The following is a 26,696-nucleotide window of genomic DNA, read 5'->3' as shown; positions in this document are numbered from 1 at the left end:
CCATGAAGACATCACGACTCAAGCTGACTGGTAGTGGACTGATGCTGGCGGCGGGCTTGCTCTTCACGAGCTGGAGCTCCCAGGCCCTGGCGGAAGATGCCCTGATTCCGCTGGTCATGGAGCAGAGCGTCACCGGCGTCATCGACGAGCGAGAGGGGGATCAGCTGCTCGTCGACGACATGGGGTTCGTGCTTCAGCCGGAGAGCCGGATACTCAATCGCAATGGGCGCGAGCTGAAGGCCTTCCACCTCACGCCGGGGCAGGAGGTCGAGGTGCGCTTCGACCCACGTGGTGAGCCGAAGCAGGTCATCGAGATCACGCTACTACGTAGGGGGCGCTGATGATCAGGCGAACTGGAGGTTCTCGAGCACAAGGCGGCTTCGGTCTGCTGGAGCTCATGATTGCGGTGGCCATCATCGGCATTCTGGCGGCGATCGCCTATCCCAGCTATCAGGACCAGGTGGAGCGTTCACGTCGTACCGATGCCACCACCGCCTTGCTGGCGCTTGCCCAGACCCAGGAGCGCATCATGGCAACCTGCGGTGAATACGCGACGGCCAGCGTGACAGCGGCGACCAGCTGTGGAGATGCGCTCGGCGGCGGTGGTGGCGGTATCGGATTGGGTCAGGCAGATGCGGTCAGTGAGGAAGGTTTCTACAATCTCGCCGTCGCAGGGGATGCAGACAGCTATACCCTGACTGCCACTGCTACCGGCAGTCAGGCCAATGATGAGGACTGCGCCACCTTTACACTCACGGAGCTGGGAGTGAAGGGCGCGGCAGTTCTCGCCGACTCGGAAGGCACTGACAGCAGTGATTGCTGGTAAGCACTGACAGCCGACATTGCATTCCAAGCCCCAAAGCCCCGATCTTCGATGATCGGGGCTTTTTTTGGGTAAGCGGATTAAATGGTTGATCTTACCTTTGCATGAGAGTGAGACAGACCGGCATCTCATCGGATTATCTGGTTGATGCTTCACCTACTGCTGGTGCATGTTTCCTTCGCTAATTCCAGCAAGAACCCCACACGCCTCAACTTCCCGGTCATCGTTGCAACTCGCTCTCAGTGAAACGAGTTGTTTCTCAAGCGCTTGCAGAGCGGTTATCTGCGACCGCACATGAGAGATGTGATCATCGAGCAAGGTGTTGACGGCGGTACAAGGCTGATGAGGGTCGTCCTGATAGCTCTGTAGTTCGTGAATCTCAGCCAGTGACAGGCCCAGGATTCTGCAGCGACGGATGAAGGCCAGCCCCTCACCATGCTTCTCGGTATAGACACGGTAACCGTTGTCCTGCCGATCAGGCGGCGGCAACAAGCCCTGCTGTTCATAGAAGCGGATCGTCTGTGTTTCGACCCCTACCAACTGCGCCAACTGACCAATGCGCATCAGCCTCCTCCCCAACGGATTCTTTACTCTATTGACCTTATAGTAGCTTTATAGTTTTAAATGGTACCACAACATTGTTCAAGTGGAGTCGTATCATGAGCAAATCCTGTGGTGGCGCCTGTGGCGGTGATGCAACGTCCGCAGCGGATACCGATATACAGGCCTCCTCCGAGGCGCCAGGGAGATGGGTCAGTGTTTATGCCGTGCCGAAGATGGACTGTCCATCAGAAGAACGAATGATTCGCCTAGCCCTGAACGGCTTTGAGGAGATTCGGGCGCTGTCCTTCGACTTGTCGAACCGCCGGCTGAAGGTCGTGCATGACGGCGAGGTCGAGCCCGTCACCTCGAAACTGAAGACCTTGGGGCTAGGCGCCTCGCTTCAGGAAACCGTCGCTGCAAATCCGGAGACCATCAAGGCCGCCGAGTTTTCGGCAGCTTCTGCTAAGCAAGAATCCGGGACCCTGCGCTGGTTGCTCGGCATCAATGCACTTCTGTTCGTGGTGGAAATGACTGCCGGTCTGATCGCCCGGTCCACCGGCCTGATTGGAGAATCCCTGGACAATTTTGCCGATGCGGCGGTGTACGGGCTTGCCCTTTATGCGGTTGGACATAGCGTGAAAATGCAGGTACGTGCCGCGCATCTTGCTGGTGTACTGCAACTGATCTTGGCTGTGGGCGTGCTCGTAGAGGTGGTGAGACGCTTTGTATTCGGTAGTGAGCCTGAATCGCTGGTGATGATGGCTATCGCATTCGTCGCATTGATTGCCAATACCAGTTGTCTGCTGCTCATATCCAAACATCGGGAAGGCGGGGCGCACATGAAGGCAAGCTGGATATTCTCGGCCAACGACGTGGTGATCAACCTGGGGGTCATCACCGCCGGCGCCCTGGTCGCGTGGACCGGTTCCAATTATCCGGATCTGATTATCGGCACCATCGCGGGGGGCATTGTACTTAACGGTGCCAGACGCATTTTGGCGTTGAAGGGTTAAATAATGCTCATTATTGGCAAAAAGCTCTCGCCGTATGCCCTATTGTCCATATCGGGCCTGCTGGCAGCGTCTGATCAGGCTGTAAAGTGGCTGGTGCAGCAATCAATGGCCTATGGCGAGTATGTTTCGGTGACCCCGTTCTTTAACTGGGTGCACCTATGGAACACCGGTGCCGCATTCAGTCTTTTTGCGAATGGTGGAGGCTGGCAGCGCTACTGTTTTATCGGAATCGCGGTAGTGGTCTCGATTTTTCTGATCAAGCTGATCCTTGAAAATCGTCATAAAGGAGAAGCCATCGCTTACAGTCTTATCCTCGGTGGCGCCATGGGCAACCTGATTGACCGGGTCTTTCGCGGCTATGTTGTGGATTCCTTTGATTTCTATTGGCGAGACTGGCATTGGCCGGCCTTCAACCTGGCTGATATTGCAATTGTCCTCGGTGCCTTACTTTTCGTTTCCAGCAGCTTGTTGGGTAAAAAAGCAAACACCAATGCCGAGTCGGATGGATCTGACTGACACCTACGCCTATACAACACCATGACCGAACTTCCCGACAACATCCTTCACCTGCCGCAATACCAAGTACTGGGCTGCAAATCAACCGACGACGAAATGCACTTCCAGGTGGACGTGCCCGATCCCATCGCCTGCGAGGAATGCGGCGTGCAGGGTGAGTTCGTACGGTTCGGCAAGCGTGACGTTCCCTATCGTGATCTGCCCATCCACGGCAAGCGGGTCACTCTCTGGGTGGTCCGCCGCCGATACACCTGCCGGGCCTGCAAGACAACATTCAGGCCCCAGCTACCGGAGATGGTGGACGGATTCCGTATGACACTGCGGCTGCATGAGTACGTGGAGAAGGAATCCTTCAACCACCCCTACACCTTTGTGGCGGCACAGACCGGCCTGGACGAGAAGACGGTGCGCGACATCTTCAACGCCCGCGCCGAGTTCCTGGGGCGCTGGCACCGCTTCGAGACGCCCCGCATCCTGGGCATTGACGAGCTATACCTGAACAAGCGCTACCGCTGCATTCTGACCAACATTGAGGAGCGAACCCTGCTCGACCTGCTGGCCACCCGCCGCCAGGACGTGGTGACCAACTACCTGATGAAGCTGAAAGACCGGCAGAAGGTCGAGATCGTCAGCATGGACATGTGGAACCCCTACCGGGCAGCGGTCAAGGCTGTGCTGCCCCAGGCCCGTATCGTGGTCGATAAGTTCCATGTGGTGCGCATGGCCAACGATGCCCTAGAGAGAGTGCGCAAGGGCCTCAGAAAGGAGCTGAAACCGTCCCAGAGCCGGACTCTCAAGGGAGACCGGAAAATCCTGCTGAAACGCGCTCACGAAGTCTCAGACCGGGAGCGCCTCATCATGGAGACCTGGACAGGCGCGTTCCCGCAACTGCTGGCCGCCTACGAGCACAAGGAGCGCTTCTACGGCATCTGGGACGCCACCACACGGCTCCAGGCAGAAGCCGCCCTGGACGAGTGGATAGCCACCATCCCGAAGGGCCAAAAGGAAGTCTGGAGCGATCTGGTCAGGGCAGTGGGAAACTGGCGCGAAGAGACCATGACCTACTTCGAGACGGACATGCCCGTCACCAACGCTTACACGGAGTCCATCAACCGACTGGCCAAGGACAAGAACCGTGAAGGGCGCGGTTACTCCTTCGAGGTGATGCGGGCACGAATGCTCTACACCACGAAGCACAAGAAGAAGGCACCGACTGCGAAGGTCTCTCCTTTCTACAAGAAAACCATCGGTTACGGACTGCCGGACTTCGCAGAGGAACTCAACTACGGAGTCGATCTATCAACCATCTGAGGGTGGTATCAGATTGATGGGGTGAAGGTGCCCCATCAACCATTAAATCCGTATACCCCTTTTTTTGACCATGTGATGGTATTTCAGGGCACGCACTCTTGAGTGCATGCCCCCTGATCTTGTTGTTAAGTATCGACTGAGTGAGAATGCGCAACTGCTTAACTGCGAATGTTTGCATTTTAGTCATCTTTCGGATCATTCCAATGGAAGAGTCAACGAAGCAACCCCTCTTGGCTGCTGCCGGACTTTATGGCAAGTGGGGCCGTGCGATGCATGGCTTTACCCTTGTCGAGCTGATGGTCACCATTGCGGTATTGGCCATCATCTCGACCGTCGCTGTGCCTGCCTGGCAGGGATTCATTACTCGTCAGGAGGTTGCAAGCACGACCGAGACACTCACCACTGCTCTCAACTATGCGCGGAGCACCGCCGTGACTCGAGGGCGCCAGGTTTCCGTGTGTCCGCTCAGTGGTGATGGTAGTCGCTGTGAAGATACGACTGCGTGGAACAATGGCTGGGCAGTGGTACTGGGGAGCCCCGCAGATGCAATGAGCAACTTCAACTCCGACAAGGTTGAGGTTCTGCGCGAACATGCCGGCAGTGCTTCAGTGCAGATCGCTAGCAAAAACATTTCCTTTGATAGCCAGGGCGCGGTGAACAGCACAACACGTCTTCTGATATGCGGCCATGCAGCATCACAAGCTCATCGTCAGCTGGGGTTGTCTATCATCGGCCGCCTGGTGCCAGAGGCGTATGGCGCCGGAGGAATGAGTTGTGGATAAGGCATGCTGGCCAGTACGTCCTAACCAGCACGGGGCTAGTTTGATCGAGGCATTGATTGCCGTGCTGTTGATGGGGCTTGCACTGCTCGGGTTTGCATTGATGCAGATGGAAACTCTGCAGGCGAATAATGAGAGCTTCGCTCGCACTGAAGCGCGCATTTTGCTGGTGGGTATGGCTGAGCGCATTCAGGCGAACCCTGAAGGCCAATATTCGGGGAGAAATACGAAAACCGCCACGGAGCAGCAGGCCGTGACAAGCGATGATGCGCTGGCTGCCCATGACGTCTGGTCGTGGCAGCAAAGACTTGCCAATAGTCGTTTACCCGAATCCATAGGCACTATCACTGAACGTGGCGGCCAACTTGATCTCTCCCTTTCCTGGCAAGCGGCAGCCGACAAGGGGAGTGCCGGAGGTGGGGATAGCCAAACACTCACTGAGACACTTCAGATCCGGGTTACCCCATGAAGCCATCATTCGGTCACCATCAGTTCCGACAGCGAAGTCCCCGACGCCAGCAAGGCATTGGCCTGGTCGAGTTGATGCTAGGGTTGGTGCTGGGACTATTCATCACTGGTATGGCGCTTCAGTACTTCTTGACCACACGCGCTACCGCGACGACCCAAGAAGCACTGTCCTATCTTCAGGAAAGTACTCGTCATGTTTCACATCGCCTGCAGCCAGTCATGCGTAACATTGGCTTCTCGGGGTGTACGCCCTGGTCGAGTGTCAGTGACAACACGGGAACTCACGCTCAGCCACTGGCCGTTGAGTCGGTGACTGAGGACGGGATGAGCTATGATCGCCTTGCCATGCAGATTCCCGCCTTGGCTCTGGCCAGTGACGGTCAACGTGGTTGGCAGTTGTCTTCTTCGGCAGCCCAAGGAGATCGCTCCCTTGACGTGAAGAACTTCAGTGGCGATCAGCTGGCGCCGGGCAGTTATGTCATGATCAGTGATTGCGAAAGTGGTGACATTGACACTATCAGTAGTCGTGAGGATGGCAAATTGTCGTTATCGAGTGGCTTGCAACACGGCTATGGGGGCAATCAACAAACCCGTCCTTTTGTCTACCCTTTCGAGCGTTGGTATCTGGTAATGCTTGCCTCGACCGGCAGCGACCCGCAACGGCTCTGCCTGAGTTCGGACAATGCATCAGGTGATGGTCCCGCAGCTGGATGTGCAGAGGAGCTGGCCAGTTACGTGAATGGGATACAACTTCGTTTTGACCTTGCCGTAGGCAGCGGCTATGCCGTTGACCAGACGGCCAGCGAAGTCGCCGGCCGTTGGGATCAAGTTCGGCGTATCCACCTTGATCTGGTGCTCAGCACTCCGCCTTCACTTCAGATTGAAGGCGAAGCTGGTGGCACCATGCAACGTACCTTCTCCATGACGTTCAGCCCACGGAACCTTGGCTTATGAGTCCTCGTTATGCTTCGGCCCACCAGCAAGGTGGTATGGTGCTGCTGATGGTCCTGGTCATGCTGGTAGTCGTGGGCATGATGGCTGTGTCGGGCAGTGAAAATACTCAGTTGCAAACCCGTATGACGGTCAATGTGCAGCAATATGACACTGCTTATGCACGGGCTGAAGGATTGTTGAAAGAGGCTGAGGAACAGCTGGAAAGTGGTGGCATTTCACTGGGCGAATTTTCGACAGGAGAGAGCAACGGACTCTACGACCTGACGGTATCGGGTGTTGATGCGCCGAGTGATCTGCTGGCTCCAGATGACTGGGCCGGTATCGGTCATTTGACGGATGACGAGAACGGGAATTACATCATCGAGTACCTGGGCAGTACGGTTCAGGGCATTCTCAATGCCGATAATATGAACAATGCCTTGCCTGAAAATGGATATCGCATTACTGCAGCAGGTTGGAGCGGTAGTGATCGCCAGGCTCTGTCAGTCGTGCAGAGCGAAATCGTACTGGCACAGTAAGGATGCTTTATATGGACTCTCGTTCCCTTCGTTATTGTCTGTTGCCTGTATATGGACTGGTGCTTTTCACCACAGCCAATGACACGGCTTCCGCGGATGATGCGCGCATTCTCTCTCAGCTTCCGATTACCCAGAATGTGGGCGTGACTCCCAATGTCTTATTGTTATTGGACGATTCTGGCTCGATGTCTTTTGAAGATACCTTCGAGGGAGGGGAGTCAGGAGTAGGCTATACCAAATTATATGGTACAAGGCCAGAAGGATTATGTGGGCGTACACGTTGTAAAAGATATGTCTCATATGGACAGTATGAGTATTACTATAGTTACAGTCGGTATGGGTACCTGAATGTCGAGAAGCTATCGGGAAAATATTTTTGCTCTTCGAAAAACTCACAGGCTTATAATCCAAATATGGTGTATGAGCCTTGGAAGTTGACATCGGAGGGTGAAAGAGCACCTCAGATTAACCCGAAAAGGGCATTGATTGATTATGCAAAGGGTAACATCTCTAGCAATCGCGTTGACTTGACAGATGTCAAGCGAGGCTTCACTTATTATTCGGGTAGCGACTGCAGTGTGGCAAACCGTGTGGCGAATCTGACACCTTCGCAGCAGAATAATTATGCCAATTGGTTTACTTATTATCGTGATCGTTTGAGTGTGGGTAAAGCTGCCAGCTTGGAACTGTTGACAGGAACACAATATCGTACTGGTTTCGTGACGATAAACCCTGATGCCAGGACAGCTCAGCAGGTGGCTGTTGATGACATCGTTACCAGGCTTCTGAATACGGTCGGGGGTCTGCTGAATTCGCTTCTGGGCGGAGTTTCAGTCAATACCAATTCGCACTTTGACAAGATACGTGATGCCATTGCTACCAGTGTAATTAGCAGTATCAATAGTTACCGCGGCACACCATTACGTGAAGCACTTTACCGTGCTGGTGAATATTATAGCGGTAATGCTTCACCTATCTTGAGTGCTGATTTGGGCGGTATGTGTCAGCAAAATTTCACTATCCTGGTTACGGATGGCTTCTGGAATCGCGAGAGTACCAGTGGCGATCGTACTCGTGTTGAGTCGATCGGAGATGCAAATAATGATGGGCGACGTTGGTATTACTCCAATGGTGGATATGGAGGCAAAACGACATTAGCGGATGTTGCCTATTACTACGCGAACAAGGACCTCAAGGAATCATTGGGTAGTGGTAGTTATGAAAACCAGGTGATGACGACCTATACCGTCGCATTTGGTGTCGAAGCTGATGATGACAGGTGGAATACTCGACTGAATAGCGACATACCTGGATATGTGCAGGAATCGACTTCCAGCACCATCGATGACCTCAAGCAAGCTGCGGAAGATGGAGGTGGCCTCTACTTCAATGCTGCAGATCCTGCGGCGCTGGTTGATGCGCTGGCAGCCATATCACGAGATATCGTGGCACGTGGTGAGAGTGTCAGCGGTGTGGCGACCAATCTGAGTACCGCGCAGGTGGAAGCTGGTGGCATGGTGCTTCAGGCCAGTTATTCGCCGGCCAGCTGGTCGGGTGAAGTCACGGCGGTATCGGCAGTGTCTCAGGGAGGTTCCGATGCCGAGGTAGTGGATAGCGAAACATTCGAGGCAAATCAGGAGGCCCCTGGATGGAATGCATCGGACAGGCTGACGGCCAATCTCAATAAGTCAGGAATCGCCAGCCGCAAGGTCTATACCGCGGGTAACGGTTCCACAGTCGTGTTTTCAGCGGACAACCTCACCAGTGCTCAGCAGAAGGATCTGGAGCGTTATGCGCCCGATGATCTGAGCAATAGTGAGGGACGCGAGGCGGTGGTCGCCTGGCTCAAAGGGAGTCGCGCACTCGAGGGCAAGGGCCTGCGTGCCCGTCAGAGTAGTGTGCTGGGAGATATCATTGGATCTTCGCCCGTCGTTGTGACTCGCGAGGGCAGAAATGATCAGGGCAGTGTCTTTGTGGGAGCCAATGACGGCATGTTGCATGCCTTTGATCTCGAATCTGGTGATGAGCAGTTCGCGTATATTCCTGAGCTGTTGTTCAGCCAGGAAGATGGAGAAGGACTCGGTTATCTGGCAAGTACCGGTTACCAGCATCGTTATTATGTTGATGCCGTACCGCGTGTGACGACCCTGTCCGAGGGTAATACCTGGCTAGCCTCCGGGTTGGGTGGTGGTGGCCGTGGGGTCTTCGTGCTCAATGTCACCGATGTCGTCAAGGGGCGTGAGGTCTCTGCCGCTGGTCTGGCTGGTTGGGAGCTGGGGCCTGACGTTGCCGGCAGCGGCTTGAAGGACAAGGATATCGGCCATGTGTATGGTGATGTGCATATCGGAAAGCTCAACAATGGTCAGCAGGCGTTATTGGTGCCCAATGGCTTGAAGCCTGACAACGATCTGGCTCCAGCCACACTTTTCCTGCGTGACCTGAAGAGTGGCATGGGTATCGCCAAGCTTGCTGGAGGCACTGCTGCTGGAGAGTTGACCAGTATTCAGGTGGCGGATATCGACAGTAACGGGACGATTGATTTCGCTTACGGCGGCGATATGAATGGGCGGTTATGGAAGTTCAATCTCAGTGAGAAAGACCCTTCCAAATGGAAGGCTAGCCTGCTTTTCACAGCGAAGTGTGATGCAAGTGCTGGTGGGAGTTGTGCTGACGGAAGTGTCCAGCCGATCACGGTCAAGCCGACATTGAGTCGACTTTCAGGCGCAACGCATACCATGGACAAACCCAATCTGTTGATTTCATTCGGGACGGGCGAGCAGCTCTACACCCCGATTGATGATGACGTGGCCAGCCAGCAGAGTCTGTATACCGTACTGGATGATGGCAAGCATCTCGGTCTGGGACGTGAACAGCTTGAGCGGCGAGCGTTCACTGGGCTGGAATATCATGAGGGTGAGATTATCGGGCGCACGTTGAATGGGAAGCGCTTCGACTATGGGCAGCAACTGGTTGACGAGGATTCCCGCTATGGCTGGTATCTGGATCTCATCGATGATGGCGAGGAGGTCGTCCAGCCTGCCAGTCTGCTGGGAAATCTGCTGGTCGTCGCAACACGCACTGACGGGGGCGGCAGTAACTTCTGTGAAGCCAATAGCAGTGGTTGGTTGATCGCGGTAGATTCTCAGACAGGCTTGCCCTCCTATGACAGTGGCAACTCAAGTTATGTGCCGGTCTTTGATCTCAATGAGGATGGTGCCTTCGATTCAGGCGATATTCCGCTTGCCACTTCGCAGGACGGCACCGCTGCAGATGAGGTTTTCATCAGCATCAAGCTGTCAGGTGAACCTGGCGGCCTGGCCAGCATCGGCAATCATGTCTTTGTCGCTACAGGGGCCAGTGGCAACGCCTCCGGTACGGTTACTCCGTTTGAACTCAATGTACAGACATCTGCGACCTCTGGCCGTGTCTCCTGGTACCAGCTGCGCTGAGGCCTCGGTAAAGCGTGTGCTTTTATTGCTTATGTCAGCCACCGCAACTTGCCGCGGTGGCTGTTTCACGACAGGACATGCCCATGATTGAACAAGTCATTGCCAATGAGCGCATGGACAGTCAGTCAAGCGCTTATCCAAGAGGGCGAGGCTTCAGCCTGATCGAGTTGATGATAGTGGTTGCCATCGTCGGCATTCTGGCTGCCATCGCGTATCCCAGTTACCAGAATCATGTTCTACGTACCCACCGCGAGGACGCTCATGTCGCGCTGGTGTCGCTGGCACAGGCGCAGGAGCGCTACATGGCGCGCTGTGGTGAATACTCATCCAGTATCGGGGGTGACGCGAGCTGTGATGATGACGGTTTGGGGCGTGCGACCACGTCGCCTGATGGCTTTTACACATTGGGTCTTGATGGCAATGCAACTGCTTTTACTGTCAAGGCGACGGCGACAGGTGTCCAAGCTCGCGATACTGAGTGCAAGTCCTTGAGCTTGAGTAGTACCGGGCGCCGTACGGCTGAAGGCGACGGCGACTGCTGGTAGCCGTGAATCGCTCGGCTGTGGCCAATGCTGGAGACTCGGCGCAATGCTGGATTGCCTGCGGCTCGCTTGCACCGCCTTGCGGGCGGCGTATTCTTGACCCCTTTCCCGGGCTGATGGCAGGAGCGAACAGGCGTGAATGACTTTGTGGTGGTAGGCGGTGGCGTGATCGGCATGCTGACTGCGCTGGAGCTGGCGGATGGCGGTGCCGAGGTTACGCTGGTCGAGCGAGGCCAGTGTGGGCGTGAGGCGTCATGGGCGGGTGGCGGTATCGTCTCGCCGTTGTATCCGTGGCGTTATCGCGCGCCGATCTCGCGCCTGTCTGCCTGGTCGGAAGGCTTCTATCCCACGCTGGCCGAGCGCCTGATCGAGACCACCGGCATCGACCCCGAATATCGCCAGCAGGGTCTGCTGTATCTGAATGTCGAGGATGCCGAGCAGGCACTGGCCTGGTCCCGGGAATATACCAAGCCGCTGACGCGCGTGGACGCCGACTTCGTCTATGACAAGGCTCCGGCGGTCGCGTCCGGTTGCGAGTCGGCGCTGTGGATGCCGACGCTGGGCAGCATCCGCAATCCGCGTCTGGGCAAGTCACTGCGCGCCGCGCTCGACGCTCACCCGCGCGTGCGCCTGCTGGAGAATGTCGCGGTGCAGGGCATCCTGCTGCAGGACGGCACCGCCATTGGCGTACAGACTGCCAATTCGGTGCTGGCTGCTGGCCAGGTCGTGGTCTGCGGTGGTGCCTGGAGTCGAGAGATTCTGAGTGAGGCGGGGCTTGCGCTGCCGGTGCGGCCGGTGCGCGGCCAGATGGTGCTGTTCAAGGCCCCCAAGGGGCTGGTGGAGCGCGTAGTGCTCAAGAATGGTCGCTACGTGATACCGCGGGGCGATGGTCGCATCGTGGCCGGCTCGACGCTGGAGGAGGTCGGCTTCGACAAGGCGACCACCCTTGAGGCGCGCGAGTCACTGATCAAGAGCGCCTGCGAGATCATCCCCGAGTTGGCGCAGTGTGAGGTCGAGCACCACTGGGCGGGACTGCGCCCCGGTTCGCCGACCGGCACGCCCTTCATCGGTGCCGTGCCTGAACGCCGCCACCTGCACGTCAATGCCGGCCATTACCGCAACGGGCTGGTACTGGCGCCGGCCTCGACCCGGCTGCTGGCGGATCAACTGCTCGGGCGTACACCGATCATCGACCCAGCCCCCTATCAGCCCGAGGCCCTGCTGACCGAGATCGCTGCTCTGGATACATCATCAGATGCCGTCGAGACCCGCTGGGCCTGAGCCTCGCCATCTCCCATCCAGCCTCTTCGTCTCCACCCTCAAGCCCTGTATCTCCCACCCTCAAACCCTGCGTCTCGAAGGTGGGAGATAGCCGTTACTTGCGCGGCCCTTCGTCGAGGAAGTGTTGCTGGTGTTCCTGGCAGCAGAAGTGCAGCGCCTCGTGGCGAATGGCGTCATTTTCCGGCAGATGCAGGTCGCAGTAGGCGCAGCGCACCATGTTCTGCGCCTCGCGTTCGGCGGGGTTTCCGTTGCCGTAGTCGTCCTGGCTCAGCTTCCATTGGCGATACATGCGGTAAAGGCGCAGGCCGGCCCAGAACAGGGCGGCGAAGACCAGCAGACGGATGATCAACAGGCTCATTCCTATATGACTCCCAGATGAGGCGGCGCGCGTGGCTTTTGCCAGCGGCGCGACCTTGCGGGACAATGGCGGCCAACATGATGACAGGTGGGCCGGTGCACGGCTCAGTGATCTGAGCCAGATGTCAGGCCACAGTGTACTGGCCCCTTATCGAACCGCCAATCGAGAGATCCTTACCGCATGCAAGATCTGACTCTGGTGATGGCCCAGCTCGACCCGCTGGTCGGTGATATCCCCGGCAACACTGCACGTGCCATCGAAGCGGTGCGTGAAGCGAGTCTTGAGCACAAGGCCGATGTCGTAGTGCTGCCCGAGTTGTGTCTGACCGGCTACCCGCCGGAAGACCTGCTGCTGCGCGAGTCCATGGAATCCCGCCTGGAAGAGGCGCGGGCCCAGATGGCGAAGAAGGTCGCGCCGGGTGTGATGGTCATCGTCGGCTACCCCGGCATGCGTGACGGCAAGCGCTACAACCTGGCCGGCGTGCTCAAGGATGGTGAGTGGATCGCCGAGTATGCCAAGCAGGCCTTGCCCAACTATCAGGTCTTCGATGAGCAGCGCTATTTCACGCCGGGCAGCGAGCCGTGTGTGGTGGAATGCCGTGGTGCCCGTCTGGGCATCGTCATCTGCGAAGACCTGTGGGACGGCGCGCCGATCCGTCAGGCGCGCGATGCCGGAGCCGAGATTCTCGTCAGCCTCAATGCCTCGCCCTATCACCTGGAGAAGCCGGCCGAGCGCAATCGACTGTTCGCCGAGCGGGCCGCCGAGGTCAACTGCCCGCTGGTCTACGTCAATCAGATCGGCGGTCAGGATGAGCTGGTCTTCGATGGGGGCTCTGCCGCCATCGATGCCGACGGCAAGACCTGCGTGCAGGCGCCGTGGTGGGATGTCGGCCTGATGCCGGTGCAGTTCCTCAAGGCAGAGGGTGGCAACTGGGCGCCGCAGAGTGGCGAGATCGCCGAGCTGCTGTCGCCGGAGGAGTCACTCTACTGCGCGCTGGTCACGGGGCTGCGTGACTACGTCAACAAGAGCGGCTTCAAGGGGGTGGTGCTGGGGCTTTCCGGGGGCATCGATTCCGGCCTGTCGCTGGCCATCGCCGTCGATGCGCTGGGCGCGGACCGAGTGCATGCCGTGATGATGCCGTATCACTACACTGCGGACATCTCCAAGGAAGACGCCGCCGAGCAAGCGAAACTGCTGGGCGTGAATTACGAGGTGATGCCCATCGCGCCGATGGTCGAAGCCTTCACCGAGACGCTGGCGGAGAGCTTCGCGGGCAGCGAGCGCGATACCACCGAAGAGAATCTGCAGTCACGCTGTCGTGGCGTGCTGCTGATGGCCATCTCCAACAAGAAGGGCCTGATGGTGCTGACCACCGGCAACAAGAGCGAGATGGCGGTGGGTTACGCCACGCTCTACGGCGACATGGTCGGTGGCTACAACGCGCTCAAGGATGTCTACAAGAGCTGGGTATTCCGCCTCGCCAACTGGCGCAACACCATGGGTCCGGCGATTCCGGAACGCGTCATCACGCGCCCGCCGTCCGCCGAGCTTGCCGAGGATCAGCTCGACAGCGATTCGCTGCCCGACTACGACACCCTGGATGCGATTCTCACCCACTATATCGAGGGTGACATGAGCGCCGAGGCGATCATCCGCTCAGGCTTCGAGGAAGAGGATGTCTATCGCGTGGTGCGTCTGGTCGACCGTACCGAGTACAAGCGTCGTCAGGCACCGGTCGGAGTGCGCGTCACGCCGCGTGGCTTCGGGCGGGATCGTCGTTACCCGATCGTCAATGGCTGGGTGGCCGGCGATTGAGGCAACTCATGTCCGGTGTCAGGGATTGCGGATTCTTTGCGCAAGACGCTGAAAGCGCCTGAATCCGACGATTCTGGCCATGCTGGCAGCACGAAAAAGCCCGTGATCATCGATCACGGGCTTTTCGATGGTGACGCCTGCCGGTCGTCAGACCGTCAGGTCGTCAGCCTTCACGTAACGCGGCTCGAAGGTACGGCCATCCAGACGTTCATTGTCCGGATCATTCTGGATCAGCACCTTGAGCGTCTCGCTGGCACGGTCACGCAGACCGAGGCCCAGATAGCCCTCGACCATCACGGCCAGCGCATCGCGGGTGGCAGGAGTGTTAGGGTAGTGCTCAATGACCCACTCGCCACGCTTCACGGCAGCCAGATAGGCCTGCTTGCGCAGGTAGAAATCGGCTGTCTGCAGCTCGCCGCGTGCCAGTACGTTGCGCAGATAGATGATGCGCTGACGGGAATCTGCCGCGTAGGTGCTATTGGGGAAGCGACGTACCAGCTCACCGAAGTCGACGTAGGCATCGCGTGTCGCGCCCAGGTCACGCTTGGAAATATCGATCAGATCGAGGGATTCCAGGCTGAAACGGCCCGCGCTGTACGCTGCCAGTCCACGCATGTAGTAGGCATAATCGACCTGCGGGTGATCGGGGTGCAGGCGAATGAAACGGCTGGCCGCGGCGCGTGCCGCCTCCCAGTTGTCGACCTGGTAATAGGCGTAGATCAGCTCCAGCTGCGACTGTTCGGCGTAGCTGCCGAACGGGAAGCGAGTATCCAGGGCTTCAAGTTGTTGCACAGCGGAGTTGAAGCGGCTGGTATCCAGAGAAACCTGGGCCTGACGATACAGGTCCTGCTCCTGAAGATCCGGTGCCGGCTCGTTGGACGCACAGCCAGCCAGCAAGGTGCTGGCCAGGGCGAGGGCAGTCAAGGGAAGGGCGCGCATCGGTTTCCTCATCTCGGGCAATCCATGGCGGGCATGCTAGAATCCGCCGATCCGCACTCACTATAAAGCAAAGGCCCTTTCGTGCGAAACGGCCTCAGAGAGCAATATGGCAGACACCATCAACCGCGAAGAGCGGATCCCGGAGGCGATGATTGGCATGCGCCTTGATCAGGCCTGCGCCGAGATCTTCTCCGACTATTCCCGCGAGCGTCTCAAGCACTGGATCAAGACCGGTGCGCTGACCCTCGACGGTGCCGCCGTCAAACCCCGCGAGAAGGTCTATGGCGGTGAACGTCTGGCCCTGACCGCCGAGCTTGAAGAGGAAGTCAGCCACGAGCCGGAAGATATCGAGCTCGAGATCGTCTATGAAGACGACGACGTGCTGGTCATCAACAAGGAACACGGCATGGTCGTGCACCCGGGCGCGGGTAACCACGATGGCACGCTGCTCAACGCCATCCTGCATCATTGCCCGGGCAATTCCATGATGCCGCGTGCCGGTATCGTGCACCGTCTCGACAAGGACACCAGCGGACTGATGGTGGTGGCCAAGTCATTGACCGCCCAGGCGGACCTGGTCGAGCAGCTGCAGGCCCGTACCGTATCGCGGGAGTATGATGCCGTCGTCACGGGCGTGCTGACCTCCGGTGCCACCGTGGATGCGCCCATCGGGCGTCACCCCAAGGACCGCAAGCGTCAGGCCGTCACTCACAGTGGCAAGCCGGCGGTCACCCACTTCCGCGTGGTGGAGCGTTTCCGAGGCCACACCCATATCCGCTGCAAGCTGGAAACCGGGCGTACCCACCAGATTCGCGTGCACATGGCGCACCAGCGCTATCCGCTGGTTGGAGACCCGGTCTACGGCGGGCGTCTGAAGCTGCCGCCTGGGGCCAGTGACCCGCTCAAGGAGCTGCTGCGCCAGTTCCCGCGTCAGGCACTGCATGCCCGCCGTCTCGCCTTCATCCACCCGATCACGGGCAAGGAAGTCGAATTCCGCGCCGAGATGCCGGGCGACATGCTGGTGTTGATCGACTATCTCAAGGAAGACATCGCTCGCTGAGGCGGCAGGCTCGCGCGACACGCCGCACAAGGAGAGGTTATGCACGACGAGAGTCTACGCCCGACCCTGATACTGCCGGACTGGCCCGCGCCGAGCCCGGTGCAGGCCTTCGTGACCACGCGTGAGAGCGGCCCCAGCCAGGGGCCGTATGCTGGCTTCAATCCGGCGCTGCACGTCGGCGATGACCCGGCGATGGTAGCGCAGGTGCGTGAGCTGCTTGCGGCAGAGGTCGATGACGGGCGTCCGCTGGCATGGCTGGACCAGGTGCATGGCACTCAGGTGGTGGATGCCTTCGATGTCTGCCACGCCGAGGGCCGGCCGGGTGCACCGCCACGGGCGGATGCCTGCATCAGTACCGGCACCGGGCAGGCCTGTGTGGTGATGACGGCGGACTGCCTGCCGGTGCTGTTCTGTGATCGGCAGGGCACGCGTGTCGGTGTGGCACATGCGGGTTGGCGCGGGCTGGTCGAAGGCGTGCTGGAAGCCACCATCGAGCGTCTCGGCGATGCCCCCGGCGAGCTGATGGCCTGGCTGGGTCCTGCGATCTCCAATGCGCAGTTCGAGGTCGGCCCCGAGGTACGTGACGCCTTCATCGCGGACCTGCCTGAGGCCGATGATGCCTTCGAGGCCAGTCCCTACCGGCTTGGTCATTACATGTGCGACCTCTACAAGCTGGCACGTCTGCGTCTCGAGCGTGCCGGAGTCGGTCATGTCAGTGGCGGCCACTTCTGCACCGCCTCGGAGTCGCGTTTCTACTCCCATCGTCGTGATGATGGCGTGACCGGGCGCCTCGCCACGGTGATCTGGCTGCGCTGAGGCGCTGAGCAGAAATCACTGTCCAGGGTTCTGGTCTGCGCATTCCACAAGCTCGACATTCAGTACCCACAAATGCCCCGTTGACCTGATGTTCCAGGTCGGCGGAGCGTTTCTGTGTGGCAAAGGTGATGGCCGGCAGGGCGGGAAACTGACCTGGATCAGGCGAATGGCACAACATGCTGCAGTGCGGCGAATCCTGCCTTGAAAGCCGTGCACCAGTCCCCATCTTGAGAGTCAGATACGAAAAGTTACAGGCGAAGCTCCTGAGAAAAGGAGTACCGCCATGACTCTCAGGAGACAGCACCATGCGCATCGACAAACTCACCAGCAAGCTGCAGAACGCTCTGGCGGATGCCCAGTCGCTCGCCGTCGGGCGAGGCCACAATGAAATTCACCCACAGCATCTGCTGCTGGCGCTGCTGGAGGACCGCGATGGCGGTCTCAAGGCACTGGTCAACAAGGCGGGCGGCGATGCCACCAGTCTGATGAGTGGCCTCAAGCGCCAGCTGGATGACCTGCCGACCGTGTCCCAGTTCGACGGCAATGTCGCGCCCTCGCAGGCCCTCGGCAAGCTTCTGAATCTGGCCGATCGTGAAGCGCAGAAGCGCGGCGATCAATTCATCGCCTCCGAGCTCGCGCTGCTGGCCGCGCTGGAGCTGGGCGGTGATCTCGGCAAGCTGTTCACCTCCTCGGGCATCAAGAAGCCCGCCCTGACCTCCGCCATCGATGCACTGCGCGGTGGCGAAGCCGTGGGCGATGCCGATGCCGAGAACAATCGCGAGGCGCTCAACAAGTACACCCTGGATCTCACCGAGCGCGCGCGGGATGGCAAGCTCGACCCGGTGATCGGGCGTGACGAGGAAATTCGGCGCACGATCCAGGTGCTGCAGCGTCGCACCAAGAACAACCCGGTGTTGATCGGTGAACCTGGTGTCGGCAAGACCGCCATCGTCGAGGGGCTGGCCAGCCGTATCGTCAATGGCGAGGTGCCGGAAGGCCTCAAGAACAAGCGCGTGCTGTCTCTCGACATGGGCTCGCTGCTGGCGGGGGCCAAGTTCCGCGGCGAATTCGAGGAGCGCCTCAAGTCGGTGCTCAAGGAGCTGGCGCAGGAAGAGGGCCAGGTCATCCTGTTCATCGACGAGCTGCACACCATGGTCGGCGCGGGCAAGGCCGAAGGCGCGATGGACGCCGGCAACATGCTCAAGCCGGCGCTGGCGCGTGGCGAGCTGCACTGTGTCGGTGCCACCACGCTTGACGAGTATCGCCAGTACATCGAGAAGGACGCCGCACTCGAGCGCCGCTTCCAGAAGGTGCAGGTCGACCAGCCCAGCGAGGAAGACACCATTGCCATCCTGCGTGGCCTGAAGGAGCGCTACGAGGTACACCACGGGGTCGACATCACCGACAGTGCCATCATCGCCGCTGCACGGCTGTCCTCGCGTTACATCACGGACCGCCAGCTGCCGGACAAGGCGATCGACCTGATCGACGAGGCCGCGTCACGCATCCGCATGGAGCTGGATTCCAAGCCTGAGGAGATGGACCGCCTCGATCGCCGCCTGATCCAGCTCAAGATGGAGCGGGAAGCGCTCAAGAAGGAGACTGATGAGGCGGCGCTCAAGCGCCTCGGCGCGCTTGAGGACCAGATATCGGAGCTGGAGCGTGAATACGCCGACCTCGATGAAGTCTGGAAGGCCGAGAAGTCCAGCATCCAGGGCGCGGCCCAGTTCAAGGCGGAGCTGGAACAGGCGCGTATCGATCTGGAGCAGGCGCGCCGCGCCGGTGACCTCAGCCGTATGTCGGAACTGCAGTACGGCGTGATTCCGGGGCTCGAGAAGCAGATCAGCGAAGCCGGCGAAGGCGAGGCGGATACCTCTGCCCACGTACTGCTGCGCTCCAATGTCACCGAGGAGGAGATTGCCGAGGTCGTCTCGCGCTGGACCGGCATTCCGGTCGCCAAGATGCTCGAAGGCGAGCGTGACAAGCTGCTGCGCATGGAAGAGGCGCTGCACGAGAAAGTGATCGGTCAGGACGAGGCGGTGATCGCGGTGTCCAATGCGGTACGTCGCTCACGCGCGGGGCTGTCGGATCCGAATCGTCCCAACGGCTCTTTCCTGTTCCTTGGTCCGACCGGCGTCGGCAAGACGGAGCTCTGCAAGTCACTGGCCAGCTTCCTGTTCGACACCGAAGAGGCGATGGTGCGCATCGACATGTCCGAGTTCATGGAGAAGCACTCCGTGGCCCGCTTGATCGGCGCGCCTCCCGGCTATGTCGGGTATGAAGAGGGCGGCTATCTGACCGAGGCCGTGCGCCGCAAGCCATACTCCGTGCTGCTGCTCGACGAGGTCGAGAAGGCGCACCCTGATGTCTTCAACATCCTGCTGCAGGTGCTGGAAGATGGCCGCCTGACCGATGGTCAGGGGCGCACCGTCGATTTCCGCAACACCGTGATCGTGATGACCTCCAACCTGGGCTCGGAAATGATCCAGCGCATGAGCGGCCTCAATGGCGAGCTGGCGGAAGACGATGGCAGTACGGAAAGTGCCGACGAGCGTGCCGAGCGCAAGGCGGCCTTCCAGTACGACGACATGAAGACGGCGGTGATGGAAGTCGTCGGCAATCACTTCCGACCGGAGCTGATCAACCGCATCGATGAAGTGGTCGTGTTCCACGCGCTGGGGCAGGCGCAGATTGCTTCCATCGCGGGCATCCAGCTTGAACGTCTCAAGGCGCGCCTGGCCGATCGCGATCTCGGCTTCGATATCACCGATGCCGCGATGGCGCTGCTGGCCAAGGCAGGCTTCGATCCGGTCTATGGCGCTCGTCCGCTCAAGCGCGCCATCCAGAGTCGTATCGAGAATCCGCTGGCCCAGGCGCTGCTGGGTGGCGACTTCGTGCCCGGTGATGTGATCCGTGTCGACGAAGAGGGCGGGGAACTGACCTTCACGCGCTGATTCGCGCGCCCATGAGTGACGCCCCACCGTGACGGAAGCACGCCCTTCCGCTTGCGGTGGGGCGTTTTCGTGTCTGCCGTCCGGGCGCAAAAAGACAACCCGGCGTGAGGCAGGCTGAAATTCACGAAGCAGAAAATTGCGAATTTATCGCCATTGGTGAGGTTTTACGCACGCTTATGGCCGGATTCGTTGTTATCGGTGTGGCATTTGGCGCAGGCGGCGCACACTGGCGTAAGGTTGAGTTGACAGCCCCTTGCGGCTGTTGGACTCTTGACCATTCCTGATTGCGGGCGCGGCCATTCGGGCGACCCTCGAAGCGCCGCGTGAAGGACAGACGCTGAGTCGCTGTCCGCCTGTCAAAGGATACGCCGGTCCGGGTACGCCAACCGTACCGACCGGCCATCAGCCCCGACCGCATCCAACCGATGCGACAAGAGTGCAGGCCCTAACCGGGCCGCAGACGCCAGGGTTTGGCATCAGGTGCCGCAATTTCTGCGGTAGCGACATTCAGGTCGCACTCGATCCGGCTTGCGCATTGCCGCCGGACGCACTCGAGACCTCCAGGGGAGAATAACCAAGTGGAATTGCTTTCCGGCGCTGACATGATCGCCCGCGCCCTGCACGACGAGGGCGTGGAATATATTTACGGCTATCCCGGTGGAGCGGCGCTGCATATCTATGACGCCCTGTTCCGCCAGGACAAGGTCCAGCACGTTCTGGTCCGTCACGAGCAGGCCGCGACCCACGCCGCCGATGGTTACGCGCGCGCCTCCGGCAAGCCGGGTGTGGTGCTGGTCACCTCAGGCCCGGGCGCGACCAATGCCGTCACTGGTATCGCCACGGCCTACATGGACTCGATTCCCATGGTCGTGCTGTGTGGTCAGGTCGCCAGTCACCTGATCGGTGAAGACGCCTTCCAGGAAACCGACATCGTCGGCGTGACTCGCCCGATCGTGAAGCACAGCTTCTCGATCAAGCACCCGAGCGAGATTCCCGAGGTGATCAAGAAGGCCTTCTATCTGGCCTCCAGTGGTCGCCCGGGGCCGGTCGTCATCGATATCCCGAAGGACATGACCGCCCCGACCGAACGCTATGAGTACAGCTACCCCAAGAAGGTACGCATGCGCTCCTACAGCCCGGTCACCCGTGGCCACAGTGGCCAGATCAAGAAAGCCGTGGAGCTGATGCTCAAGGCACGTCGCCCGCTGTTCTTCACCGGTGGCGGTGTGGTGTCCGGGCGTGCCAGCGAAGCGCTGACTGACCTGGTACGCCGCCTCAACTTCCCGATCACCACTTCGCTGATGGGCATCGGTGCCTACCCGCAGGGCGATCGGCAGTGTCTGGGCTGGCCCGGCATGCACGGCTCCTACGAGTCGAACAATGCCATGCACCACGCCGATCTGATCATCTGCATCGGTGCGCGCTTCGATGACCGCGTGACCAACAACACCTCGAAGTTCTGCCCGACGGCCAAGATCATCCACGTCGACATCGACCCGAGCTCGGTCTCCAAGACCGTGCGCGCCGATGTGCCGATCGTCGGTCCGGCCGATGCCGTGATCAACGAGATGATCAGCCTCGTGCAGGGCCGCGAGCTGGCCAACCCCGATGCACTGGAGGCCTGGTGGTCCCAGATCGATGGCTGGCGTGCCGAGCGTGAAGGCAAGCTGTACGAGCCGTCCGCCCCGGGTGAGCCGCTCAAGCCGCAGCAGGTGGTGGAAGCCGTGCACCGTGCGACGCGTGGCGAAGCCTTCGTCGCCACCGATGTCGGTCAGCACCAGATGTTCGCTGCCCAGTACTACAAGTTCCAGCGCCCCAACCGCTGGATCACCTCCGGTGGTCTGGGCACCATGGGCTTCGGCTTCCCGGCGGCCATGGGCATCAAGATGTCCTACCCGGAAGACGATGTGGTGCTGTTCACCGGTGAAGGCAGCTTCCAGATGATGATGCAGGAGTTCTCGACCTGTAAGCAGTACGGGATCGGGGTCAAGATCATCAACCTCAACAACCAGTCGCTGGGCATGGTGCGTCAGTGGCAGGACCTGAACTACAAGTCCCGTCACTCGCATTCCTATATGGAGTCGCTGCCTGACTTCGTGCAGCTGGCGGGTGCCTATGGCTTCCGCGCCATCAAGGTGCACACGGTGGAGGAGCTCGAGCCTGCGCTGGAAGACGCCTTCCGCAACAAGGACGAGCTGGTGTTCCTCGACATCTATGTCGACCCGCGTGAACACGTCTACCCGATGCAGGTGCCTCTCGGCTCCATGCGTGACATGCTGCTTACGAAGACGGAGCGGACCTGATGCGCCATATCATCTCCATTCTGATGGAAAACGAACCGGGCGCGCTGTCACGGGTCGTCGGCCTGTTTTCACAGCGTAACTTCAACATCGAGACCCTCAACGTGGCGCCGACCGAAGACGCGACCCTGTCCCGTCTGACCGTCACCACGGTCGGTGAAGATCGTGTCATCGAGCAGATCACCAAGCAGCTCAACAAGCTGGTGGATGTGGTCAAGCTGGTGGACCTCACCGAGGGCAGCCACATCGAGCGCGAGCTGATGCTGGTCAAGGTCAAGGCGTTGGGCGCCCAGCGTGACGAGATCAAGCGCACGGCGGACATCTTCCGTGCCCAGATCGTCGATATCACCCCGAGCCTCTATACCATTCAGATCACCGGTGACGGCGGCAAGCTGGATGCCTTCCTGGCGGCGATGCAGCCGGTGGGCGTGATGGAAGTGGCACGTACCGGTGTCTCCGGCATCGCACGCGGTGAAAAGGTGTTGAGCCTGTAAGACGGTGGTAGTGGAATCGCAACACAAGAACGGCGCCCCTCGGGGCGCCGTTTTCGTTGCTGCGCCATTCTTGTTGGCTCGCTATCAGGCATCAATCAACGGGTCGCTGCGGCGAGCCGGGCAGTTGCTCCCATAACGCGCGCACCAGCGGATGACGCAGGCGTTTTTCCTGTACGCACAGGCCGACCTTGTAGGGGGTCAGCGGAGGATCGACCTCAAGGATGCGCACCTGATCGGCCAGCGGCGAATTGTCGAGCACGATCTGTGGCACCACACCGATCCCGAAGCCCAGCCCGACCATGCTGACGATGGCCTCATTGCCGGCAACCTGAGCATACAGACGTGGCTTGATGCCGCGCTCGTGGCACCAGGCATCGAAGCGCTCACGTGCCAGGCCGGTCTCCGACAGGATCATCGGCACGCGGGCCCAGTCGATGTGACCGTCGCCCGCCACTGAATCATCGGCCTCCCCGATGCCTTCCAGCCGCTGGCCGGGGCCATCATGTCGCGGCGCAATGAAGCGTAGCGGCGATTCGGCGAAGTCGGTAAAGGCCAGGCGGGAAGGCAGCACATCCGGACGCGCGGCGATTGCCAGGTCCTCATGGCCCATCAGCACACGCTCCAGTGCCACGGCAGGGTCACCGGTATGCAGCTTGAGCTCCACGTGCGGGTGGCGGGCGCGGAAGGTGGCCAGAATCTCGTAAAGAAAGCTGTAGCTGGCAGTCACCGAGCAATACAGGGAGAGCTCGCCACGCAGTTCATCACTGTCTTCCAGCAGTGACTGGCGAATGTCATCCCACTGACTCAGGAGTTCGCGAGCATGACGACGGAAGCGTTCACCCGCCGGTGTCAGCGCGACGCTGCGGTTGTCGCGCTCGAACAGGCTGACGCCCAGCTCTTCCTCCATGGCCCGGATGGCTCGTGACAGGGCAGAGGCGCTCAGGTGGCAGGCAGTGCTGGCGCGCCCGAAATGTAGCGTTTCGGCGAGGGTCAGGAATTGCTTGAGCTGGCGATTGTCCATGCCGGAGTCCACTGTCGGTGAGTGCTGTAGAGGGAAATGCCTTGTATTGCGCAATATGGCATATAATGGTGCAAATATAGCATTTTACGCAATGTCGAGGTGCAGGTAAGGTGGACTCATCGCCGCGCAGGAGGAGGGCGGCAGACCTTGATCCAAGGCGCACGACCTCCCCAGGACGCAGAGCGGCCGAGACAGATGGCCGTCGGCGCTGGACACTGTCATACGCCTTTCCCTTGCGGGAGGGGTCGCAAGAACAACAGACACTCTTTCAAGATCTCACGCCATCCCGCTGACGGGGTGAGCCGCCAGGAGCAATGACGATGAAACTCTATTACGACAAGGATTGTGACCTCTCCCTCATCCAGGGCAAGAAAGTGGTCATCCTCGGTTACGGTTCCCAGGGCCACGCCCACGCGAACAACCTGAAGGAATCCGGCGTCGATGTCACTGTCGCCCTGCGTCGTTCTTCCTCCAGCTGGGCCAAGGCCGAAGCGGCGGGCCTGAAGGTTGCCGAAGTCGAGGAAGCGGTTAAGGCGGCTGACCTGGTCATGATCCTGGCGCCGGACGAGAACCAGAAGGCCATCTACGAGAACCAGGTGGAACCGAACCTGAAGCAGGGCGCGACCCTGGCCTTCGCTCACGGCTTCAACGTCCACTACAACCAGGTCGTGCCGCGTGCTGACCTCGACGTCATCATGATCGCGCCGAAGGCACCGGGTCACACCGTGCGTTCCGAGTTCGTGAAGGGTGGCGGTATCCCGGACCTGATCGCCATCCATCAGGATGCGACTGGCCAGGCCAAGGACATCGCACTCTCCTACGCGGCAGGCGTCGGTGGCGGTCGTACCGGCATCATCGAGACCACCTTCAAGGACGAGACCGAAACCGATCTGTTCGGTGAGCAGGCTGTCCTGTGTGGTGGCGCGGTCGAGCTGGTCAAGATGGGCTTCGAGACCCTGACCGAAGCGGGCTACGCACCGGAAATGGCCTATTTCGAGTGTCTGCACGAGCTCAAGCTGATCGTCGACCTGATGTACGAAGGCGGCATCGCCAACATGAACTACTCCATCTCCAACAATGCGGAGTATGGCGAGTACGTGACCGGTACCGAAGTCATCAACGAGCAGTCCCGTGTCGCCATGCGCAATGCACTCAAGCGCATCCAGAGCGGTGAATACGCCAAGATGTTCATCCAGGAAGGCAACACCAACTACCCGTCCATGACGGCCCGTCGTCGCCAGAACGCCGAGCATCCGATCGAGCAGACTGGTGAGAAGCTGCGCGGCATGATGCCGTGGATCACGGCCAACCAGCTGGTCGACAAGTCGCGCAACTGATCCTGCCTATTGGATCTGGCGTGAAATGAGCGGGGCGCTCTCCATCAGGAGGGCGCCCCGCTTGCGTTGCTGATTCATAAGCGCTATCGAATGGGGGAGGGAGTGACAGTCGACGGTGAGGTCGCTAGGGTGTCACCACTATTCGCGCTCACTGGCAGGTGTAGAATGTGGCTACCCTGCCACGATGAGGCATTATGCAAGGAATCCCATGACTGACGAAAATCGACATCCCGGAGTAGAAGGCGGCGCCGAAGCAGAGGCGCGCCGTAGCAGCTCAGTGCTGGACAAGGTGGTGGAGGAGTTCACCGACGACAGTGAAGTCGTGGAAGAGGCCATCGAGGACGGCAAGCCCGTTCGCCGGCGTGGCATCTACCTGCTGCCCAACCTGTTCACTACCTCGGCGCTGTTCTCCGGCTTCTTCGCCGTGGTGTGTGCGCTGAACGGGGAATTTGCCAACGCCTCCATCGCCATCTTCGTCTCGATGGTGCTCGACGGTCTGGACGGTCGTGTAGCTCGCCTGACCAACACCCAGAGTGCCTTCGGTGCCGAGTACGACAGCCTCGCGGACATGCTGTCCTTCGGTGTAGCGCCGGCGCTGGTCACCTTCAGCTGGATTCTTCAGGACGTCGGCAAGATCGGTTGGATCGCCGCCTTCGTCTACGTGGCGGGTGCTGCGCTGCGTCTGGCACGCTTCAACGTCCAGATCGGCTCCACCGACAAGAAGTGGTTCATCGGCCTGCCGAGCCCGGCAGCGGCGGCACTTGTGGCCGGCTGCGTGTGGACCATGCACAATTTCGACGCCGAGACCTTCGCCTTCAAGTCGCTGATGGTCTTCGTGGTTGCGGCTGCCGGTATCCTCATGGTGTCGAACATTCGCTACTACAGCTTCAAGGAGATCGACCTCAAGGGGCCGGTGCCCTTTGTGGCGCTGCTCGCCATCGTGCTGGCCTTCGTGGTCATCTCGCTGGAGCCGTCCGTGATGCTGCTGGGCCTGTTCGGTTGCTATGTCGCCAGTGGCCCGATCATGGCGCTGGGTCGCAAGCTGCGCGGAAACAAGTAGGCGTCAGCTGTCAGCAGTGTGATGATCGATATTCGGCCCCGCCATTCCTGGCGGGGCCGAATGTGTTTCTGGCCGGGGGAAGATGTCAGCAAGCAACGGCAAGACGAGGATAAGAAGAAAAGAGAAGCAGAATGAGGAGAGAAGAGAAAGGCATTTCAGAGATGTCACCCGTATGTCCCGAGAATGACAATCTCTTCAAAAAGCCCTTGCCCTCACGGCGATTCCTGCGTAAAGTACGCATCCGCTGCCGGGGACGCATGGCGTCACCAGCGGTGAAAGAGGTTTGCAGGTGATTGTTTTGCTTGATGTTTTTGAAGTCCGCTTCGAAACCATCGATTGACAATT

General features: G+C 59.6%; 25 protein-coding genes. 20 read left to right on the top strand and 5 right to left on the bottom strand.

The window, feature by feature from the left end:
- The first annotated feature begins 2 nt into the window (after positions 1-2).
- Together NH396_RS15085 and NH396_RS15075 are read left to right on the top strand one after the other, a co-directional pair.
- A complete protein-coding gene (locus tag NH396_RS15085; RefSeq protein ID WP_176678141.1) occupies positions 3-341 on the top strand; it encodes a hypothetical protein in 339 nt (112 codons plus the stop codon).
- Positions 341-826 (top strand): type IV pilin protein, encoded by a 486-nt coding sequence (locus tag NH396_RS15075; RefSeq protein WP_176678140.1) that lies wholly within the window; start codon positions 341-343, stop codon positions 824-826. Before NH396_RS15085 ends, NH396_RS15075 begins: the two co-directional genes overlap by 1 nt.
- Positions 827-979: 153 nt before the next feature.
- Here NH396_RS15075 and cadR read toward each other — a convergent pair whose 3' ends face one another.
- A complete protein-coding gene (cadR, locus tag NH396_RS15070; protein WP_007148576.1) occupies positions 980-1,387 on the bottom strand; it encodes a Cd(II)/Pb(II)-responsive transcriptional regulator in 408 nt (135 codons plus the stop codon).
- Positions 1,388-1,482: 95 nt separating this feature from the next.
- On the opposite strand from cadR, the gene NH396_RS15065 reads away from it, so the two are divergent.
- The 10 genes from NH396_RS15065 (at position 1,483) to thiO (ending at position 12,197) form a co-directional block, all read left to right on the top strand.
- Positions 1,483-2,379, top strand: coding sequence for a cation transporter (locus NH396_RS15065; protein ID WP_004364974.1), 897 nt, complete (start codon positions 1,483-1,485; stop codon positions 2,377-2,379).
- Between the two features lie 3 nt (positions 2,380-2,382).
- Entirely contained in the window at positions 2,383-2,895 is a 513-nt protein-coding gene (gene lspA / locus NH396_RS15060; RefSeq protein ID WP_253064739.1) for a signal peptidase II, read from the top strand.
- Positions 2,896-2,916: 21 nt separating this feature from the next.
- Positions 2,917-4,206, top strand: a complete 1,290-nt coding sequence (locus tag NH396_RS15055) for an ISL3-like element ISPpu12 family transposase (protein WP_004574636.1) — start codon at positions 2,917-2,919, stop codon at positions 4,204-4,206.
- 203 nt (positions 4,207-4,409) lie between these two features.
- On the top strand, positions 4,410-4,988 hold the full coding sequence (locus tag NH396_RS15050) for a GspH/FimT family pseudopilin (RefSeq protein WP_176678139.1): 579 nt from the start codon (positions 4,410-4,412) through the stop codon (positions 4,986-4,988).
- Entirely contained in the window at positions 4,981-5,454 is a 474-nt protein-coding gene (gene pilV, locus NH396_RS15045) for a type IV pilus modification protein PilV (RefSeq protein WP_366071740.1), read from the top strand. The genes NH396_RS15050 and pilV overlap by 8 nt, the downstream gene beginning before the upstream one ends.
- Complete coding sequence (locus NH396_RS15040; RefSeq protein WP_253064738.1) at positions 5,451-6,407, top strand: hypothetical protein; 957 nt, start codon at positions 5,451-5,453, stop codon at positions 6,405-6,407. Before pilV ends, NH396_RS15040 begins: the two co-directional genes overlap by 4 nt.
- Complete coding sequence (locus tag NH396_RS15035) at positions 6,404-6,925, top strand: pilus assembly protein (RefSeq protein WP_176678136.1); 522 nt, start codon at positions 6,404-6,406, stop codon at positions 6,923-6,925. The genes NH396_RS15040 and NH396_RS15035 overlap by 4 nt, the downstream gene beginning before the upstream one ends.
- Positions 6,926-6,936: 11 nt before the next feature.
- Positions 6,937-10,374 (top strand): PilC/PilY family type IV pilus protein, encoded by a 3,438-nt coding sequence (locus NH396_RS15030; protein WP_253064737.1) that lies wholly within the window; start codon positions 6,937-6,939, stop codon positions 10,372-10,374.
- An 83-nt stretch (positions 10,375-10,457) separates the two neighbouring features.
- Positions 10,458-10,919, top strand: a complete 462-nt coding sequence (locus NH396_RS17105) for a type IV pilin protein (RefSeq protein WP_290441809.1) — start codon at positions 10,458-10,460, stop codon at positions 10,917-10,919.
- 132 nt (positions 10,920-11,051) lie between these two features.
- The gene (thiO, locus tag NH396_RS15015; protein WP_176678134.1) at positions 11,052-12,197 is read left to right on the top strand and encodes a glycine oxidase ThiO; all 1,146 of its coding nucleotides are present in this window, start codon (positions 11,052-11,054) and stop codon (positions 12,195-12,197) included.
- Between the two features lie 94 nt (positions 12,198-12,291).
- Here thiO and NH396_RS15010 read toward each other — a convergent pair whose 3' ends face one another.
- On the bottom strand, positions 12,292-12,555 hold the full coding sequence (locus NH396_RS15010; protein WP_176678133.1) for a PP0621 family protein: 264 nt from the start codon (positions 12,553-12,555) through the stop codon (positions 12,292-12,294).
- A 180-nt stretch (positions 12,556-12,735) separates the two neighbouring features.
- Between NH396_RS15010 and NH396_RS15005 the strand changes: the two genes are divergently transcribed.
- Entirely contained in the window at positions 12,736-14,370 is a 1,635-nt protein-coding gene (locus NH396_RS15005; protein ID WP_253064736.1) for an NAD+ synthase, read from the top strand.
- Between the two features lie 147 nt (positions 14,371-14,517).
- Here the strand turns inward: NH396_RS15005 and NH396_RS15000 are convergent, their stop codons facing one another.
- Positions 14,518-15,309, bottom strand: coding sequence for an outer membrane protein assembly factor BamD (locus NH396_RS15000; RefSeq protein WP_107335861.1), 792 nt, complete (start codon positions 15,307-15,309; stop codon positions 14,518-14,520).
- A 106-nt stretch (positions 15,310-15,415) separates the two neighbouring features.
- Here NH396_RS15000 and rluD point away from each other — a divergent pair, with 106 nt between their 5' ends.
- The 5 genes from rluD (at position 15,416) to ilvN (ending at position 22,933) form a co-directional block, all read left to right on the top strand.
- Positions 15,416-16,369 carry a 23S rRNA pseudouridine(1911/1915/1917) synthase RluD gene (gene rluD / locus NH396_RS14995; RefSeq protein ID WP_054556942.1) on the top strand — a complete coding sequence of 318 codons (954 nt, stop codon included), beginning with the start codon at positions 15,416-15,418 and terminating at the stop codon, positions 16,367-16,369.
- Positions 16,370-16,408: 39 nt separating this feature from the next.
- The gene (gene pgeF / locus NH396_RS14990; RefSeq protein WP_176678131.1) at positions 16,409-17,185 is read left to right on the top strand and encodes a peptidoglycan editing factor PgeF; all 777 of its coding nucleotides are present in this window, start codon (positions 16,409-16,411) and stop codon (positions 17,183-17,185) included.
- Positions 17,186-17,490: 305 nt separating this feature from the next.
- Positions 17,491-20,139, top strand: a complete 2,649-nt coding sequence (gene clpB, locus NH396_RS14985) for an ATP-dependent chaperone ClpB (RefSeq protein ID WP_176678130.1) — start codon at positions 17,491-17,493, stop codon at positions 20,137-20,139.
- Positions 20,140-20,717: 578 nt separating this feature from the next.
- Positions 20,718-22,442, top strand: a complete 1,725-nt coding sequence (locus tag NH396_RS14980; RefSeq protein ID WP_176678129.1) for an acetolactate synthase 3 large subunit — start codon at positions 20,718-20,720, stop codon at positions 22,440-22,442.
- On the top strand, positions 22,442-22,933 hold the full coding sequence (gene ilvN / locus NH396_RS14975) for an acetolactate synthase small subunit (RefSeq protein WP_176678128.1): 492 nt from the start codon (positions 22,442-22,444) through the stop codon (positions 22,931-22,933). The genes NH396_RS14980 and ilvN overlap by 1 nt, the downstream gene beginning before the upstream one ends.
- Positions 22,934-23,024: 91 nt before the next feature.
- Here the strand turns inward: ilvN and ilvY are convergent, their stop codons facing one another.
- Complete coding sequence (gene ilvY, locus NH396_RS14970; protein ID WP_176678127.1) at positions 23,025-23,954, bottom strand: HTH-type transcriptional activator IlvY; 930 nt, start codon at positions 23,952-23,954, stop codon at positions 23,025-23,027.
- Positions 23,955-24,274: 320 nt separating this feature from the next.
- Between ilvY and ilvC the strand changes: the two genes are divergently transcribed.
- On the top strand, positions 24,275-25,291 hold the full coding sequence (gene ilvC / locus NH396_RS14965; RefSeq protein WP_043337232.1) for a ketol-acid reductoisomerase: 1,017 nt from the start codon (positions 24,275-24,277) through the stop codon (positions 25,289-25,291).
- Positions 25,292-25,499: 208 nt separating this feature from the next.
- Positions 25,500-26,351 (top strand): CDP-diacylglycerol--serine O-phosphatidyltransferase, encoded by an 852-nt coding sequence (gene pssA / locus NH396_RS14960; RefSeq protein ID WP_253064735.1) that lies wholly within the window; start codon positions 25,500-25,502, stop codon positions 26,349-26,351.
- A gap of 85 nt (positions 26,352-26,436) precedes the next feature.
- On the opposite strand, the gene NH396_RS14955 is transcribed toward pssA, so the two are convergent.
- Positions 26,437-26,696: hypothetical protein (locus NH396_RS14955; protein ID WP_253064734.1), on the bottom strand; the 260-nt coding region annotated here is incomplete at its 5' end.

It is taken from the genome of Cobetia sp. Dlab-2-AX (genome assembly GCF_024124625.1).
Classification (GTDB): domain Bacteria; phylum Pseudomonadota; class Gammaproteobacteria; order Pseudomonadales; family Halomonadaceae; genus Cobetia.
The sequence above is the reverse complement of the archived record's forward strand: the minus strand, read 5'-3'. Positions and strand labels throughout refer to the sequence as shown.